The following is a 15803-nucleotide window of genomic DNA, read 5'->3' as shown; positions in this document are numbered from 1 at the left end:
CTCATTCTTCCACGCGAACTTCACGGAACATGCCCATTTCCATGTGGTACAGGAGATGGCAGTGATAGGCCCAGCGACCGAGCGCATCGGCCGTGACCCGATAGCTGCGCCGGGAGCCCGGTGGCATGTCGATGGTGTGTTTGCGCACCATGAACTGGCCGTTCTCGTCTTCGAGGTCGCTCCACATGCCGTGCAGGTGGATGGGGTGCATCATCATCGTGTCGTTGACCAGCACGATCCGCAGCCGCTCGCCGTACTTGAGGCGCAGCGGTTCTGCATCAGAGAACTTCACACCGTTGAACGACCAGGCGAATTTTTCCATGTGCCCGGTCAGGTGCAGTTCGAGGGTACGGCCGGGCTCGCGGCCGTCCGGGTCTTCGAAGGTACTGCGCAGGTCGGAGTAGGTGAGCACGCGGCGCCCGTTGTTGCGCAGGCCCATGCCGGGGTCGTCGAGTTTCGCTGAGGTGGACATGGCTTGCATGTCCACCAGCGGGTTGTCGGTTTCCGAGGCGGGATGGGACTGCATGCCGGCCATGTTGCTGTGATCCATGCCCGCCATGCTGCCGTGGTCCATGCCGGCCATGCCCATGTCATCCATGGTCACCAGGGGGCGTGGGTCCAGTGGTGGCAGCGGCGCTACCCGTCCCGCCTGCACCGCCAGGGTGCCGCGTGCGTAGCCGGTGCGATCCATCGCCTGGGCGAACAGGGTGTAGGCCGCTTCGGTCGGTTCGACGATAACGTCGAAGGTTTCCGCCACGGCAATGCGAAATTCGTCGACGCTCACCGGTTTGACGTGCAGGCCATCGGCGGCGACCACGGTCATTTTCAGGCCGGGGATGCGCACGTCGAAGTAACTCATGGCCGAGCCGTTGATGAAGCGCAGCCGCAGCTTTTCCCCCGGGCGGAACACCCCGGTCCAGTTCATGTCCGGCGCCTGGCCGTTCAGCAGGTAGGTGTAAGTGGCGCCGCCGACGTCCGCGAGGTCGGTGGGGTTCATCTTCATCTCGGCCCACATTTTTCGATCGGCGACCGTCGCCCCCCAGCCTTTTTCGCTGACGTCGTGAATGAAGTCGCCCACGGTGCGCTTGTTGAAGTTGTAGTAATCGGACTGTTTTTTCAGCGTCTTCATCAGGTCGACCGGGTCTTCGTCGGTCCAGTCGCTGAGCATCACCACGTAGTCGCGGTCGTACTGGAACGGCTCCGGGTCCTTGGCGTCGATCACCAGCGGGCCGTAGACGCCGGATTGTTCCTGGAACCCCGAATGGCTGTGATACCAGTAGGTGCCGTTCTGCCGCACGGTGAACTGGTAGACGTACAGGCCGCCCGGCTCGATGCCCTTGAAACTCAGGCCCGGCACGCCGTCCATGTTGGCCGGCAGCAAGATGCCGTGCCAGTGAATGGAGGTGCTGTCCTTGAGTCTGTTGCGTACCCGCAGCGTCACCGTATCGCCTTCACGCCAGCGCAGCAGCGGGCCGGGAATGCCACCGTTGATGGTCAGTGCAGTGCGCGGGGTGCCGGTGAGGTTGACCGGGGATTCACCGATGAACAGGTCGAACTCATTACCGGCCAACACCTGCGGTTCGCCGGGACTGCTGATCGCCCAGACCGGCGTGCGCCATAACCCGAGGCCGCCGAAGAGCCCGCCGATGGCCAGGCCTTTGACGAAGGTGCGTCTTGAAGTGTGGGAGTGCATGCCGTGTGTTCCGCCCGTCAGCCTGTTGAACTTGTCGACGAGGCTAGCGGGCGGTGCCTTTCAGCAGGCTGAGGCGAAGATTACAGTTTTGACAGGTTGGACGTCGATTTCTGGCTTGAAGTGGACTTTTCCCTTGAGGCCACGGTGTCGCCGCAGTTGATGTAGGAGGACGACTTCAACCAGCGCTGGTCCGGGTAGTAGGAAAACAACAACTGGCCGTCCTTCATCGAATCAATCAGCCGATGGGCAATCGCCGGCCTGACGGCCGGGCAACCCAGGCTGCGGCCGATGCGGCCATTGGCGCGGGCCAGCACCGGGCTGACGTAGGGCGCGCCGTGAATGACGATGGCCCGGTCAAAGGCGTTGTCGTTGAAGCCAGGCTCCAGGCCTTCCATGCGCAGCGAGTAACCGTTCTGGCCGAGATAGCTTTGCTGGGTGCGGAACAGACCGAGGCTGGTGGCGTGGCTTTCGTTGCGGTTGGAGAACAGCGTCGCCATGTTCTCGCCACTGTTGCGACCATGGGCGACCAGTTCGTGAAACAGCAACTTGCGCCGTTTAAGGTCGAAGACCCACAGGCGTTGTTCAGTCGAAGGCAGGGAGTAATCGATCACCGCCAGTCTTTGGGCCGGGGCGACGCCTTGGGCACGGCTGCATTGGGTGGCGCGAACGGCCAGGGCAATCACTTTGGCGTCGGCGCCTGGTGCTGCTTTGACCAGCGCGTTTTCAAGCGAATCGGCGTAGGCTGACGTTACTGAAAGGCACGTCAGTAATATGGCAAATAAAAGGCCAAAGCGGTTTAGCGCCATAGTCGGGTCTCATCATGATAATTTCGAGTCTAGCAGCGCGCGCAAAGCTGGCGCCGTTGAATCGGGGGATTAAGGATTATCCATGGTGCAATTAACAAGGTCATTCGTCATAAGCCGCATGTTTTTTATGGGCTTTCTGATCAGCGGTGCAGCCTTTGCGCAAACTTCGCCGATTGAGCCGGTATCTGCGGCGAGCAGCATAAGCGATGCCGCGGCGCCCGACGATGCGGTCGGCCAGGCGATTCAGGCAACGCTGGAACCGCTGCGTTCGGCCTTTCCGCCGTTGCTCACGGCAAAGCGCAACCAGCGTGTGGACGTCAGCCGGGTGGTGCTGGATTTCTATATGCATCGCAACTATCGCGCCGCATGGACAGACGATCATGATGTGGTGCAGTTACTCAAGAGCCTTGAAGACACCCGGATCGACGGCCTGAACCCGGCGGATTTCCGCATCACCGAACTGGCCCAGGCCCATGAGTCGCTGGTGGCTGCCATGCCTTCCACGGCACAACGGGCGATGTTCGACATGGCGGCCACCCGCACCTTCATCACCGCGCTGTTGCAACTGCGCCGGGGTAAGGTCGATCCGTCGCGGCTGGACATTCACTGGAATTTCGATCCTGCCGGCGGCAATGCCCGCGAGGACATGAACAACCTGTTCGCCGCCCTCGATGCCCATGACGTGGCACGTGCATTCGCCGATGCGCCGCCTCAGGAAGAGATTTACCGCAATTTGCGTGAAGGCCTGGCCCGGTTGCGCCAGGTGCGTGATGCGGGCGGCTGGCCGAAAGTCACTGAAGGTCAATCGCTCAAGCCCGGCATGGACGGGGTGGCAGTCGCTCAATTGCGTGCGCGCCTGGTGGCGGGCGGGTACCTGGACCCGCACCTGGTGAAAAAAGCCGGTTACGACGACAAGGTCATCGCTGCGGTGAAGAAGTATCAGACCGAGCAATACCTGGGGTCCGATGGCGTGGCGGGGGCGGCGACGCTGGCGGCGCTGAATGTGCCGGTCGAGGCGCGGATCGATCAGGTGCGGGTCAACATGGAGCGCGCCCGCTGGCTGTTGTACAAACTTCAGGGCACGTTCGTGATCGTCGATATCGCCGGCTACAAGGTGGCGATGTACCGCGACGGTCTGCCGATCTGGCGTTCGCGGGTGCAGGTCGGTAAGCCGGTGCGCAGTACCCCGGTGTTCCAGGCCGAAATCACCTACATCACGTTCAACCCGACCTGGACCGTGCCGCCGACCATCCTCAAGCAGGACGTGATTCCGAAAGTCCAGAACGATCCTGGCTATCTGGCGGCCAACCGGATTCGTGTGCTTGATCGCGAAGGCAATGTGCTCGATCCGTCGGACGTTGACTGGAGCAACCCGCGAGGCATCCACCTGCGTCAGGATGCCGGGCCCGACAGTTCGTTGGGGCAGGTGGTGATCCGCTTCCCCAACGACTATGCGATCTACCTGCATGACACGCCGCACCGCGAGCTGTTTGCCAAGACGGTCCGGGCCACCAGCTCGGGCTGCATCCGCGTGGAAAACCCGCTGCAACTGGTCGAGTTGTTGTTCAACGACCCGGTGCGCTGGAACAGTGCCGGGATTCAAAAACAGTTGGCCAATGGCCGGACCGAGAATATCCAGCTGCCGGTGAAGGTGCCGGTGCTTCTGGCCTATTGGACCGTGGACCTGAGCACTGACGGGCGGGTGACGTTCAAGCCGGACATTTATGATTACGACACCCGGGTGTTGCAGGGCTTGAGTCAGCCGACGAAATTGCCTCCGTTGGACTTGCGTCAGGCAGAGATCCCGCTGGTGGTGACGGGGCAGGGCAATCAACCCTGAAAGGGTAAAAAGGCGCCACTGGAGCTAATGCCGATCAGTTAAGCCGAGGCCCTGAATCTGTGGCGAGGGAGCTTGCTCCCGCTGGGCAGCGAAGCGGCCCTGAAAAATGGGCCTGCTGCGCAGTCCAGCGGGAGCAAGCTCCCCCGCCACAGATTGATCCCGACTGCGCTATTCGGATGATCCCTAAAGCGCCAATCCTTGTTGCACCACGACAAGCAGATCGCTTTCTGTCAGCGCCACCGCATCCAGCTGTGCCGTGGCTTGCTCGATCGTTTGTAGCCACCAGTGTGTTTCGCCGTGTTCGTCCACGGTGCGCAACAGGGCGAACTCGTTGCCCGGGGAGTGAATCTCGACGCGCCCCTCGCCATCGGCGGTGAAGCGTGCAACCGGGTCAAAGGTCATGCTGTGCCCGTTGCCGGCGATGACCAACTGGTCGATGGCGTAATCGTAAGCGTCACCATCGGTATGACGTTCGATCACGTGGGTGGCGTTGCGCCGCAGGACCAGGCCCGCTTCGGTCAAGGGCAGCAGCCAGTGCTCTATCCGTTGATACAGTTCGTAGACCTGGCCTGGCCAGACATCGATCGCCTGATCCGCGCCGGTAAGCCGTGTCTGTTTCAATTTTGCAGCGAGCTCGTCTGCCTTACTCATGTCGATTCCCTGTATGAAGGTCAGTCTAATCGTAGCTCGTTGACGCGCAGGCAGTGCTGCCCTGGGTCAGGTTTGCAGCACCACCGGGCACGTGGTTGCCCCTTTGTCGTGGATAACCCCGTAAACTACGGCCCACAAACACTGAGGGCTTTGGGCCGTTGCCCATGCCTTGCCTCGACAGGATGAACGTTTGCCCACGCGCTTTAACAACCCGGACCACGCCCCTGGCGTTGCATTGAAACGCATACCGCTGCGCAAGGCCGCGGTGTTGTTCATTGCCACGGTATGCCTGTGCCTGTGCGGTTTGCTCTACCTGCAATTGGAACAGTCCCGTCGCCATGACCTGAGCCTGGCGCAAGTGGCGTCTTCGAACCTGACGCGGGCCATGGCGCAGCAAGCCGAAGACACCTTCATGAAGGCCGACCTGGTGCTGACCAGCCTGGTGGACTGGATTCAGGTCGACGGTTTCGGCCAGGACATGCGACCCCGCTTGCAGCAGACCTTTGCCCGGCGGGTGCTGGCACTGGATCAATTGCACGGCATCCTGTTGTTCGACCAGAAGGGCCAGTGGGTGGTGACCTCGTTTGAAAACCTGCCCCGGGGGGCCGGGGTCGCGGATCGCGAGTACTTCAAGTATCACCAGCAGAACGTATCGTCGGTGGCGCATATCGGCCCGGCCATCCGCAGCCGGGAAAACGGCGAGTGGATCATCCCGATTTCCAAACGGGTCAACGACAGGAACGGGCATTTTCAGGGCGTATTGCTGGCCGGCATCAAGATGTCGTACTTCGACCAGTTCTTCAAAAGCTTCAGCCTCGACGACAACGGCTCGATGTTTCTCGGCCTGACCGATGGCACCTTGTTGGCGCGTCGACCTTTTGTAGAAGCGCAGATCGGCGTGTCGCTGGCCCAGGGCGAGATTTTCCAGAAGTTCCTGCCACTGGCCAACTCTGGCAATGCGATGTTCACGTCCATCATCGATGGCGTGACACGCCTGTACGCTTACCGCCAACTGGAGGCGTATCCGCTGGTGGTCGCCGCGGCGTCGTCCACGCAGACCATTCTCGCGGGCTGGTACGACACGGCGTTCCGCTCCAGCCTCATCGTTGCCCTGGTGCTGCTGGGCGTGGGGCTGTTCGGGTGGGTGTTCCTGCATCAGGTGCGTGTTGGCGAGCGGGTCGAGTCGGATTTGCGCAGGGCCCAGCAAGCACTGGAGCTTATCGCCACGCATGACAGCCTGACCGGCCTGGCCAACCGCCGGTTGTTCGAGCGGGCGATGGACGTCGAGTTCGGGCGCGGTGCCCGGCAGGCAAGCTCCTTGAGCCTGATCATGCTCGATATCGATTACTTCAAGCGCTACAACGACACCTACGGCCACGTGGTGGGGGATCACTGCCTGGCCGAAGTGGCGCGTGCGCTGAAGAGTTGCTGCCACCGCAAGGCCGATCTGGCGGTGCGTTACGGCGGTGAAGAGTTTGCGGTGCTGCTGCCCGACACCGACATCCATGGCGCCATGACGATTGCCGAGCAGATTCGTCGCAGTGTCATCGACAAGAACATCACTCACACCAGCTCGCCCAATGGCTACGTGACGGTCAGCCTGGGTTGCTATTCGTTCGTGCCCGCGGGCCGGGACAGCATGGACGTGTTTGTCGAGCGGGCGGATGCGGCGTTGTATCAAGCCAAGCATTCTGGACGAAACCGCGTGGCTACGTTGTCGATGGCCGGGGCTGGCGAGGCGTTGATGCGCTCCGACCGTTGAAGTGCTTTTGCTGCCGGTGGTCCGTCTTCCGGGTCAGTCAGAATTGATCGTCTAGAGTTCCGTTAGCGCTGTCGAACCCGGCAGGCCCCCCCACGTACGGACGATCGCCAACATGTTGCTACTTCAAACGTTGACAGCCGTTGCTCTGACCGTCGCAGCCGCTGCCATTTTTCCGCTGGTCAGCCAAGCGCAACCGAAAATCACCGCCGAAGAAGCGCATGCCATCGGCGTGGATGCCTACATCTATTTTTACCCGCTGCTGAGCATGGATGTCACCCGCAAGCAATTCACCAACATTGAGCCGGGCAAGGAATTCGGCAAGGGTCCGATGAACATGTTTGTCAGTGTGCCGCAGTACCCACCAGCCGATTTCAAAGGGGTGGTGCGCTCAAACTTCGACACCTTGTATTCGATTGCCTGGCTGGACTTGAGCAAGGAGCCGCTGGTGATCGCTGCGCCGAATACCGATGGACGCTTTTACCTGCTGCCAATGCTCGATATGTGGAGCGACGTGTTCGCATCGCCGGGTTGGCGCACCACGGGCACCGAGGCCGGGCAATTCCTCGTGACGCCACCGGGCTGGACGGGCGCGGTGCCTGCCGGTATGAGCCATCTGCCAGCGCCAACGCCCTTTGTCTGGGTCATCGGCAGGACCAAGACTGACGGTGCAGAGGATTACGCGGCGGTGCACAAGATCCAGGCCGGCTACACGGTGACGCCGTTGTCGCGCTTAGGTAAGGAACCTGAAGCCGTCACCGTGAAAGTCGACCCTGCGGTGGACATGAAAACGCCACCGAAGATTCAGGTCGACTCCATGTCGGCTGCCGATTACTTCACTTACGCTGCCGAGTTGCTGAAGGTGAACCCGCCGCACAGCACCGACCAGCCAATGCTGGCGCAGATCAAGCGCCTTGGAATCGAAGTCGGTAAGTCGTTCAGCATGGGCGCGCTGGACCCGCAAATCCAGGCCGTGCTGCAAAGGGTGCCCCAGGATGCGCAGGCCTTGATGGCCTGGAAAGTGCCGACCCTGGCGCGGGAGGTCAATGGCTGGTCGATGAACACCGACACCATGGGCGTCTACGGTAACTATTACCTCAAGCGTGCCATCGTTACGCAGGTGGGGCTCGGCGCCAACCTGCCCGAGGACGCGATTTATCCGTTGAATATCGGCGACAGCAACGGCAAGCCACTCGATGGTGCGAACAAATACGTGTTGCATTTCAACAAGGGCGAGACGCCGCCGGTTAACGCTTTCTGGTCGATCACCCTGTATGACCCGCAAGGTTTCCAGGTTGGCAACTCACTCAACCGTTTTGCAGTCAGTAGCTGGATGCCGTTCAAGCACAACGCCGATGGCTCGCTGGACCTCTATTTCCAGAACGAAAGCCCCGGCAAGGATCTGGAGGCCAACTGGCTGCCGGCGCCCAAAGGCTCATTCAATCTGACCATGCGCTTGTACGGCCCGAAAGCCGAGGCGTTGAATGGCCAATGGAACCCGCCGACGATCAAGCCGATGTAGGTATCAGCTGACAAAAAGCGGCCAATGGCGGCTAATGCCGATCAGTTAAGCCCCGGACATTGTGGGAGCGAGCTTGCTCGCGATGGCAGACTGTCAGGCACCCCTTGTTTGACTGTCCAGCCGTCATCGCGAGCAAGGTTTGCGGTGATCAAACGCTTAACTGACTGGCATTAGCCAATGGCGGCATGTCATTGGTTGCCTTTGCCTGTCCAGCTACCCGTCCCGCCGCCGGCACCGCCGGTTCCGCCACCGGGTGCACCGGTGCCTCCACCCGCGCCACTGCCCGGACCATTGACGCCGGTGCTGCCCATTGACGAGCCGGGGCTCTTTGCGCGCCCGTTATTAGTCGAGGGGGCGCTGGGCCTGTTGCTGTCTGGCAGCATGGTTGAACTGCGGGTGGCGCCGGGTGCCGTACCGGTCGCCCCAGGACCCTCGCCGGACGCCGCAAAGGTGGCCACGGACGTGGCCGACAACCATGCGGCCATGAGCAGCGAAGTCATCTTTATGTTCATCATGGTGGTCTCCAGGATGAGTCGTTACCTGAATGTTAGTGTGACAGGGCAGGTGAAGGGTGCCGATCCGGTTGACGAGTGGCGCGCGGCCCTGGTGGGCCACCGATCCATGGCCAGCGAGAACCTTGTGGGAGCGGGCTTGCTCGCGAAAGCGGTGGCACATTTGGCATCAATGTCACAGACAGATTGCCTTCGCGAGCAAGCCCGCTCCCACATTTGATCTGTGCCGGACGGGAAATTGCGGACACCCTCGAACCCTGTGGGAGCGGGCTTGCCCGCGAAGACGTCGGCCCATTCAGCATTGATGTTGGCTGACACTGCGCATTCGCGAGCAAGTCGGATCGCCGCACCGCCGCTCCCACAGTTGATCTGTGTCGAACGGGAAATTGCGTACACCCTCGAATCGACCAGCTTGTGCTTAATGTGCTGCCGCCCCCGGGACCACGGATGCAACCACCGAAAAGGGCAGGTGTCACAGTTGAGACACCTCGTCCTCAGGAGTGTCCATTCATGAAGAAGCTGCGGATCGCCACGTTCAACGTCAATGGCCTGCGCGCCCGGCTGCCCAACCTGCTGGCCTGGCTTGAGCGGGAAAAACCGGATATCGCCTGCTTGCAGGAATTGAAGGCAGTGGACAGCGCATTCCCGGCTGCCGAGCTTGAAGCGCTCGGCTACGGCGCCATCTGGCAGGGGCAGGCGTCATGGAACGGCGTGGCAATCCTGGCGCGGGATGCGCAGCCGCTGGAGAGCCGACGCGGGTTGCCCGGCGATGACAGCGACAACCACAGTCGTTATCTGGAAGCCGCGGTCCACGGGGTTCTGGTGGGTTGCCTGTATCTGCCCAACGGCAACCCGCAGCCGGGGCCGAAATTCGAGTACAAGCTGGCATGGTTCGAGCGGCTGATCCGTCATGCGCAGACACTTCAAGGCAGTGAACATCCGGTGGTGCTGGCGGGCGACTACAACGTGGTGCCCACCGACCTGGACATCTACAACCCGCGCTCATGGCTCAAGGACGCCTTGCTGCAACCGCAGAGCCGCGAGTGCTACCAGCGCTTGCTGGACCAGGGCTGGACCGATTCATTGCGGCACCTGCATCCGCAGGATCGGCTCTACACATTCTGGGATTACTTCCGCCAGCACTGGCAGAAAAACTCCGGCCTGCGCATTGATCATTTGCTGCTCAACCCGGCCTTGAGTCCGTATCTGCAAGACGCCGGGGTAGATGCCTGGGTGCGCAATGAGCCCCACGCCAGCGACCATGCGCCGACCTGGATTCAATTGGGTTCGCGCAAGCGGCGTTGAGTTTTTCCTGACGAGCGATTGGCTAAATCAATTGTCGGTGGCCGTGCCTGATCCCGTATACATAGCGACCATTGGCGGAGCAATCCGCCGCTTGCGTGCAAAAGGATTGAACGATGAGCGAGCCACGCCTGACTGACCCTGCTTTGTATCTGCAACGCCTGGGCTTCGATGCACCCCCGGCACCGACCCTGGAAACCTTGCGCCAACTGCAGCTGCGCCATACCGGGGTTTTCCCGTTTGAAAACCTCACCACGTTGTCCGGCGAACCGGTGCTGATCGACCTGCCGTCCATCGAGCAGAAGGTCTTGCACGCGAGTCGTGGCGGTTACTGCTACGAACTCAACAAGCTGTTTCTGGCCTTGCTTCAGGAATTGGGTTTCGACGCCCGCGCCATCAGCGGTCGGGTGGTGATGGGGCAACCGGAGGGCGCCTGGACGGCCCGGACCCATCGCCTGAGCCTGGTCATCATTGACGACGTACGCTACATCACCGACGTCGGCTTCGGCGGCATGGTGCCGACCGCGCCACTGCTGCTCGACTCCCGCGCCGAACAGCTCACCCCACACGAGCCGTATCGCATCGACCTGCACGTTGACGGTTTTACCCTGCGCGCCAATGTGGCCGGTGAATGGCGAGCGATGTACATCTTCGACCTGCAACGCCAGGAAGATATCGATTTTGCTGTGGGCAACTGGTACGTCTCGACCCACCCCGAGTCGACTTTCGTCAGGCAGTTGATGGTGGCGCGCACCGGGGAGGGCTGGCGCCGCACGCTCAACAACGGTAGCTTCGCCATTCACCGGATCGGCCATGACAGCGAGCGGCGGGAGGTGACGGATGTGCAGCAACTGGTTGGGCTGCTGGACAGCGAGTTCGGCATCCGCGTACCGGAGCAGGCGCAATTGGCGCGGACGCTGGAGCGATTGATCGCAGCGCCGCAATAGCGGGCTGATCGCAGACATCACAAAGGGCGGGTCGGATTGATCGGCCCTTTGCGTTTCAGGGCCGGACACCCGGCGCCATCACCCGTTGAATTTCGCGCAAGGCCTCTGCCAGTTTCTGCTCCAGGCCCTTGAGTTCGGCAGGGGTGAGGGTTGGTTTCAGTTTTGCGCTCTTGCCTTCGTTGAGCAGGGCCCGGCGCAACGTATTGTTGATTGCCGTCTGGTAGCCGTACCCCTCGTGTTCTGCCAGGGCCCGGGCGGCTTCGATGACAGCGTCATCGAGCATGATGGTAATGCGGGTCTTGCCTTTGGCGGGCGCCACGGCCCCGCGCCTGGCGTCACTGAAGTCATATTCGTCTTTCATCGGTCAAGTCTCCAGATACTGACGGCGCTCGCTTTTGGTGGCGATGCGCGCGGAAATGATTCGAACGAAATTCGGATCGCGGTAGGTGTACGCGACGACCAGCAAACGGCCTTTGGCATCCAGCCCCAGAGTGATCCAGCGTTGTTCGTCGTGGTGGTGGTCCTCGATGGTCAGCGCTCGTTCGTCATGGAACACCGGTTCAGTCTCTGCGAGGCTGATGCCTTGGTGCTTGAGTTTGTTGGCTGCGTTCTTTGCCTTGTGGAACTGAATGTCGAATGACTTCATTATGCATACTTTATATGTATATGAAAGGGGCGGGTCTTACCGATGGTCGCCAGGAATTCAAAAGACTAGTCAGCACTCGGGGGGAGGCAGCGAGGGATGTATTTCAAGGTTTTTTGCGGAGCCGGGAGGGGGACTATCAGGCGGAAATGGACAAGTATCCATTTTGTGACTGATAAGTTGTATACAACTCTATAGACATTTGTCCTATGTCTTGCATACAGTGTGCGCATAACAAAAACCAGGGAACCCCCTACCATGAAAACGCCCCATGTTTCACACCAACGGCCCGAGGACGAAAACCTAGGGATCGGCGCGAATATGGCTTATGGCCTGCAACATGTTCTGACCATGTATGGCGGTATCGTCGCTGTGCCATTGATCATCGGCCAGGCGGCCGGGCTCTCGCCAGCGGACATCGGTTTGTTGATTGCTGCTTCATTGTTTGCGGGGGGGCTGGCAACGCTGCTGCAAACCCTGGGTCTACCGTTTTTTGGTTGTCAGTTGCCGCTGGTGCAGGGCGTATCCTTCTCCGGCGTCGCGACCATGGTGGCGATTGTCAGCAGTGGCGGGGAGGGCGGGTTCCAGTCGGTGTTGGGGGCGGTGATAGCGGCGTCCCTGATCGGATTGCTGATAACCCCGGTGTTCTCGCGTATCACCAAGTTCTTCCCGCCGCTGGTGACCGGCATCGTGATTACCACCATCGGCCTGACGCTGATGCCGGTAGCCGCGCGCTGGGCCATGGGCGGCAACAGCCACGCAGCGGATTTCGGCAGCATGGCGAATATCGGTCTGGCGGCGGTGACGCTGGTGCTGGTGCTGCTGCTGAGCAAAATCGGCAGTGCGACCATCTCCCGCCTGTCGATCCTGCTGGCCATGGTCGTCGGTACGGTGATCGCGGTGTTCCTCGGCATGGCGGATTTCTCGTCCGTGACCCAGGGCCCGATGTTCGGCTTCCCGACGCCGTTCCACTTCGGCATGCCGACCTTCCACTTCGCGGCGATCCTGTCGATGTGCATCGTGGTGATGGTGACGCTGGTGGAGACCTCGGCCGACATTCTGGCCGTCGGTGAGATCATCGGCACCAAGGTTGACTCCAAGCGCTTGGGCAACGGCCTGCGCGCCGACATGCTGTCGAGCATGTTCGCGCCGATCTTCGGTTCCTTCACCCAGAGCGCCTTTGCCCAGAACGTCGGGCTGGTGGCGGTTACCGGCATCAAGAGCCGCTATGTGGTCGCCACTGGCGGTCTGTTCCTGGTGCTCCTCGGCCTGCTGCCCTTCATGGGCCGGGTCATCGCCGCCGTGCCGACCTCCGTACTGGGCGGCGCCGGCATCGTACTGTTCGGCACCGTCGCGGCCAGCGGCATTCGGACCTTGTCCAAGGTCGACTACCGCAACAACGTCAACCTGATCATCGTTGCTACCTCGATCGGCTTCGGCATGATCCCGATCGCGGCACCGAGCTTCTACGACCACTTCCCAAGCTGGTTCGCGACCATTTTCCATTCGGGCATCAGCTCGTCGGCGATCATGGCCATCGTGCTGAACCTGACCTTCAACCACCTCACTGCCGGTAACTCCGACCAGCAATCGGTGTTTGCGGCCGGTACCGAGCGGGTGCTGCGTTATCAGGATCTGGCGGCGTTGCGCGAAGGGGACTACTTCAGCGACGGTAAGCTGCACGATTGCGACGGCAAGGAGATTCCGGTGGTGGAATCGGAACACGGCGGGGCAGAACCACGGGCGGTGCACGTCAAAAGCAGTGAGCATGTCTGACGTTCGCGGCGATTGAAAAAAGGGCCGATCTGTAGATCGGCCCTTTTTTATGGATCAAAAGATCGCAGCCTGTGTAGGAGCTGCCGCAGGCTGCGATCTTTTGATATTTGTATCGGCCACAAAAAAGCCCCTGGATCTTTCGATTCAGGGGCTTTTCGGTGTTGCTGTCTGGCTCCACGACCTGGACTCGAACCAGGGACCCAGTGATTAACAGTCACTTGCTCTACCAACTGAGCTATCGCGGAATGGCGCGTATCTTACTGATTCAAAAAGAGAAGTCAAGCATCGAATAATAAATGGAGCGAATTATCGGGACGGGCGTTGGTTTAGCGGCGATTGACGGTTACCAGGATCGCCCCAGAGGTCTACCATGGCCGCCCGGAAGTGGTGACACGCGCTGCCGGCCATTCGCCGAAAAGGTACGCGCCATGAATCATCTGATCCTCCAACCCCGACACCACGGGGTGCACCCATGAGCATCTCTCAGATCAGCCTGCCCAAGGGTGTCGGCCCCCATGCCGAAAAGTTGTTCGACGCCATCACTCAGGCCGGCACCGCTGAAGCATTGAACCGTGCGGGTGGCAAAGCCGAAGGTTTCGTCCTGGGGCTGGAAAGCACCAAGGCGATCAAGAGTCAGATCGCCGAATCGCTGTACGTCGCCTATGACGACGCTGCCAGCCAGCGCGCGTCCGAACTGGCTTAACCGCCGAAGGTAATGGTGGCAACCATCAGTTTGGCGTAGAGCGCTGTGGCACCCAATTGCACCAGCCACAGGGCCAGGCCGCCGAGGAATACACCGGCAGCGACTTGCATTACCAGGTTGTTGCCGCGTTTGGCCGGGGCGCGGGGGGTGAAGCGATCCAGGTCATCCAGGTCATCGCGGTCGGCGCGCAGGTCATCGTTTTTCATGTGAGATCTCGTAGGTCATTCAGGTGTACGCAAACCTGTGGGAGCGGGCTTGCTCGCGAATGCGATCTGACTGAGACATCGGTGTTGGAGCTGCTGGCCCTTTCGTGAGCAAGCCCGCTCCCACACGTTGATCTGACTCAGTCTAGGGGAATATCGATGGTCCATAAAAAACGGGAAGCCACAGGCTTCCCGTTTTTCATTTCAAGGCTGAATCAGATGACCTGGACAATCGCGTCCGTCACCACCTCGATGTTGCTCTGGTTCAGCGCGGCCACGCAGATGCGGCCGGTGTCCAGGGCGTAGATGCCGAACTCGTTGCGCAGGCGATGAACTTGCTCAACGCTCAAGCCGGAGTAGGAGAACATGCCGCACTGACGGCCGACGAAGCTGAAATCGCGCTGAGGCGCTTTTTTTGCCAGCAGGTCGACCATCTGGGTACGCATGCCACGAATGCGCAGGCGCATTTCGGCCAGTTCGGCTTCCCACTGAGCGCGCAGTTCCGGGCTGTTCAGCACGGCAGCGACAACGCTGGCACCGTGGGTCGGCGGGTTGGAGTAGTTGGTACGGATCACGCGTTTGACTTGCGACAGCACGCGCGCGCTTTCTTCTTTCGATTCGCTGACGATCGACAGGGCACCGACGCGCTCGCCGTACAGCGAGAACGATTTGGAGAACGAGCTGGAAGCGAAGAACGTCAGACCCGACTCGGCGAACAGGCGCACGGCAGCGGCGTCTTCGTCGATGCCATCGCCGAAACCTTGATACGCCATGTCGAGGAACGGCACGTGGCCTTTGGCTTTGACGACTTCCAGGACGTTTTTCCAGTCGGCCGGGCTCAGGTCCACGCCGGTCGGGTTGTGGCAGCAGGCGTGCAGCACAATGATCGAACCGTTTGGCAGCGCGTTCAGGTCTTCCAGCATGCCGGTACGGTTCACGTCGTGGGTCGCGGCGTCGTAGTAGCGGTAGTTCTGCACCGGGAAACCGGCGGTTTCGAACAGGGCGCGGTGGTTTTCCCAGCTCGGGTCGCTGATCGCCACGACGGCGTTCGGCAGCAGTTGCTTGAGGAAGTCGGCACCGATTTTCAGAGCGCCAGTACCGCCAACGGCCTGGGTGGTGATGACGCGGCCAGCGGCGAGCAGTGGCGAATCATTGCCGAACAGCAGCTTTTGCACGGCCTGGTCGTAGGCGGCAATGCCGTCGATTGGCAGGTAGCCACGGGAAACGTGTTGAGCGGCGCGAATCGTTTCGGCTTCGACAACGGCGCGCAGGAGTGGAATTCGCCCCTCCTCGTTGCAGTAAACACCGACCCCCAGGTTGACCTTGTTGGTACGGGTATCGGCGTTGAATGCTTCGTTGAGGCCCAGGATTGGATCGCGTGGTGCCATTTCGACAGCGGAGAACAGGCTCATTATTGCGGCGGCTCTGAATGGAGAGTGGAGGGAC

The 15803-nt window shown here is 60.8% G+C and carries 15 protein-coding genes and 1 tRNA gene; 7 read left to right on the top strand and 9 right to left on the bottom strand.

Annotation, left to right across the window (positions count from 1 at the left end; genetic code table 11):
• Window position 1: 1 nt before the first annotated feature.
• Together KW846_RS04200 and KW846_RS04195 are read right to left on the bottom strand one after the other, a co-directional pair.
• Window positions 2-1693: a copper resistance system multicopper oxidase gene (locus KW846_RS04200; protein ID WP_218481429.1), complete on the bottom strand. Its 1692-nt coding sequence runs from the start codon at window positions 1691-1693 to the stop codon at window positions 2-4.
• Between the two features lie 80 nt (window positions 1694-1773).
• Window positions 1774-2499: a murein L,D-transpeptidase catalytic domain family protein gene (locus KW846_RS04195; protein ID WP_218481428.1), complete on the bottom strand. Its 726-nt coding sequence runs from the start codon at window positions 2497-2499 to the stop codon at window positions 1774-1776.
• An 82-nt stretch (window positions 2500-2581) separates the two neighbouring features.
• Here KW846_RS04195 and KW846_RS04190 point away from each other — a divergent pair, with 82 nt between their 5' ends.
• Complete coding sequence (locus KW846_RS04190; protein ID WP_218481427.1) at window positions 2582-4339, top strand: murein L,D-transpeptidase; 1758 nt, start codon at window positions 2582-2584, stop codon at window positions 4337-4339.
• Between the two features lie 183 nt (window positions 4340-4522).
• On the opposite strand, the gene KW846_RS04185 is transcribed toward KW846_RS04190, so the two are convergent.
• Window positions 4523-4990 (bottom strand): hypothetical protein, encoded by a 468-nt coding sequence (locus KW846_RS04185; protein ID WP_218481426.1) that lies wholly within the window; start codon window positions 4988-4990, stop codon window positions 4523-4525.
• A gap of 190 nt (window positions 4991-5180) precedes the next feature.
• Between KW846_RS04185 and KW846_RS04180 the strand changes: the two genes are divergently transcribed.
• Window positions 5181-6752, top strand: a complete 1572-nt coding sequence (locus KW846_RS04180; RefSeq protein ID WP_218481425.1) for a GGDEF domain-containing protein — start codon at window positions 5181-5183, stop codon at window positions 6750-6752.
• A 112-nt stretch (window positions 6753-6864) separates the two neighbouring features.
• On the top strand, window positions 6865-8271 hold the full coding sequence (locus KW846_RS04175; RefSeq protein ID WP_218481424.1) for a DUF1254 domain-containing protein: 1407 nt from the start codon (window positions 6865-6867) through the stop codon (window positions 8269-8271).
• 188 nt (window positions 8272-8459) lie between these two features.
• Here the strand turns inward: KW846_RS04175 and KW846_RS04170 are convergent, their stop codons facing one another.
• On the bottom strand, window positions 8460-8786 hold the full coding sequence (locus tag KW846_RS04170; protein ID WP_218481423.1) for a hypothetical protein: 327 nt from the start codon (window positions 8784-8786) through the stop codon (window positions 8460-8462).
• Between the two features lie 507 nt (window positions 8787-9293).
• Here KW846_RS04170 and KW846_RS04165 point away from each other — a divergent pair.
• A complete protein-coding gene (locus KW846_RS04165) occupies window positions 9294-10088 on the top strand; it encodes an exodeoxyribonuclease III (protein WP_218481422.1) in 795 nt (264 codons plus the stop codon).
• Between the two features lie 113 nt (window positions 10089-10201).
• The gene (locus KW846_RS04160; RefSeq protein ID WP_218481421.1) at window positions 10202-11032 is read left to right on the top strand and encodes an arylamine N-acetyltransferase; all 831 of its coding nucleotides are present in this window, start codon (window positions 10202-10204) and stop codon (window positions 11030-11032) included.
• Between the two features lie 55 nt (window positions 11033-11087).
• Here the strand turns inward: KW846_RS04160 and KW846_RS04155 are convergent, their stop codons facing one another.
• Window positions 11088-11393 carry a BrnA antitoxin family protein gene (locus tag KW846_RS04155; RefSeq protein WP_095965273.1) on the bottom strand — a complete coding sequence of 102 codons (306 nt, stop codon included), beginning with the start codon at window positions 11391-11393 and terminating at the stop codon, window positions 11088-11090.
• Between the two features lie 3 nt (window positions 11394-11396).
• Entirely contained in the window at window positions 11397-11678 is a 282-nt protein-coding gene (locus KW846_RS04150) for a BrnT family toxin (RefSeq protein WP_104449664.1), read from the bottom strand.
• Window positions 11679-11933: 255 nt separating this feature from the next.
• Between KW846_RS04150 and KW846_RS04145 the strand changes: the two genes are divergently transcribed.
• A complete protein-coding gene (locus KW846_RS04145) occupies window positions 11934-13451 on the top strand; it encodes a nucleobase:cation symporter-2 family protein (RefSeq protein ID WP_218481420.1) in 1518 nt (505 codons plus the stop codon).
• A 169-nt stretch (window positions 13452-13620) separates the two neighbouring features.
• On the opposite strand, the gene KW846_RS04140 is transcribed toward KW846_RS04145, so the two are convergent.
• A tRNA-Asn gene (locus KW846_RS04140) sits at window positions 13621-13696 on the bottom strand.
• 227 nt (window positions 13697-13923) lie between these two features.
• Here KW846_RS04140 and KW846_RS04135 point away from each other — a divergent pair.
• Window positions 13924-14154 carry a hypothetical protein gene (locus KW846_RS04135; RefSeq protein ID WP_116582050.1) on the top strand — a complete coding sequence of 77 codons (231 nt, stop codon included), beginning with the start codon at window positions 13924-13926 and terminating at the stop codon, window positions 14152-14154.
• On the opposite strand, the gene KW846_RS04130 is transcribed toward KW846_RS04135, so the two are convergent.
• Both KW846_RS04130 and KW846_RS04125 read right to left on the bottom strand, forming a co-directional pair.
• Window positions 14151-14360, bottom strand: coding sequence for a hypothetical protein (locus KW846_RS04130; protein ID WP_007978661.1), 210 nt, complete (start codon window positions 14358-14360; stop codon window positions 14151-14153). The genes KW846_RS04135 and KW846_RS04130 overlap by 4 nt on opposite strands.
• A gap of 212 nt (window positions 14361-14572) precedes the next feature.
• The gene (locus tag KW846_RS04125; protein ID WP_007978664.1) at window positions 14573-15769 is read right to left on the bottom strand and encodes an amino acid aminotransferase; all 1197 of its coding nucleotides are present in this window, start codon (window positions 15767-15769) and stop codon (window positions 14573-14575) included.
• Window positions 15770-15803 lie beyond the last annotated feature (34 nt).

Origin of the sequence: Pseudomonas sp. PDM32, assembly GCF_019219225.1 — a bacterium.
GTDB classification, from domain to species: domain Bacteria; phylum Pseudomonadota; class Gammaproteobacteria; order Pseudomonadales; family Pseudomonadaceae; genus Aquipseudomonas; species Aquipseudomonas laurylsulfatiphila.
The sequence above is the reverse complement of the archived record's forward strand: the minus strand, read 5'-3'. Positions and strand labels throughout refer to the sequence as shown.

Excerpts from the sequence above, each read along its gene's own strand:
- KW846_RS04125 (WP_007978664.1), bottom strand. The coding sequence starts at position 15,769 with ATGAGCCTGTTCTCCGCTGTCGAAATGGCACCACGCGATCCAATCCTG.
- KW846_RS04200 (WP_218481429.1), bottom strand. The coding sequence starts at position 1,693 with ATGCACTCCCACACTTCAAGACGCACCTTCGTCAAAGGCCTGGCCATC.
- KW846_RS04160 (WP_218481421.1), top strand. The coding sequence starts at position 10,202 with ATGAGCGAGCCACGCCTGACTGACCCTGCTTTGTATCTGCAACGCCTG.
- KW846_RS04130 (WP_007978661.1), bottom strand. The coding sequence starts at position 14,360 with ATGAAAAACGATGACCTGCGCGCCGACCGCGATGACCTGGATGACCTG.
- KW846_RS04165 (WP_218481422.1), top strand. The coding sequence starts at position 9,294 with ATGAAGAAGCTGCGGATCGCCACGTTCAACGTCAATGGCCTGCGCGCC.
- KW846_RS04190 (WP_218481427.1), top strand. The coding sequence starts at position 2,582 with ATGGTGCAATTAACAAGGTCATTCGTCATAAGCCGCATGTTTTTTATG.
- KW846_RS04150 (WP_104449664.1), bottom strand. The coding sequence starts at position 11,678 with ATGAAGTCATTCGACATTCAGTTCCACAAGGCAAAGAACGCAGCCAAC.
- KW846_RS04175 (WP_218481424.1), top strand. The coding sequence starts at position 6,865 with ATGTTGCTACTTCAAACGTTGACAGCCGTTGCTCTGACCGTCGCAGCC.
- KW846_RS04170 (WP_218481423.1), bottom strand. The coding sequence starts at position 8,786 with ATGATGAACATAAAGATGACTTCGCTGCTCATGGCCGCATGGTTGTCG.
- KW846_RS04195 (WP_218481428.1), bottom strand. The coding sequence starts at position 2,499 with ATGGCGCTAAACCGCTTTGGCCTTTTATTTGCCATATTACTGACGTGC.
- KW846_RS04135 (WP_116582050.1), top strand. The coding sequence starts at position 13,924 with ATGAGCATCTCTCAGATCAGCCTGCCCAAGGGTGTCGGCCCCCATGCC.
- KW846_RS04155 (WP_095965273.1), bottom strand. The coding sequence starts at position 11,393 with ATGAAAGACGAATATGACTTCAGTGACGCCAGGCGCGGGGCCGTGGCG.
- KW846_RS04145 (WP_218481420.1), top strand. The coding sequence starts at position 11,934 with ATGAAAACGCCCCATGTTTCACACCAACGGCCCGAGGACGAAAACCTA.
- KW846_RS04185 (WP_218481426.1), bottom strand. The coding sequence starts at position 4,990 with ATGAGTAAGGCAGACGAGCTCGCTGCAAAATTGAAACAGACACGGCTT.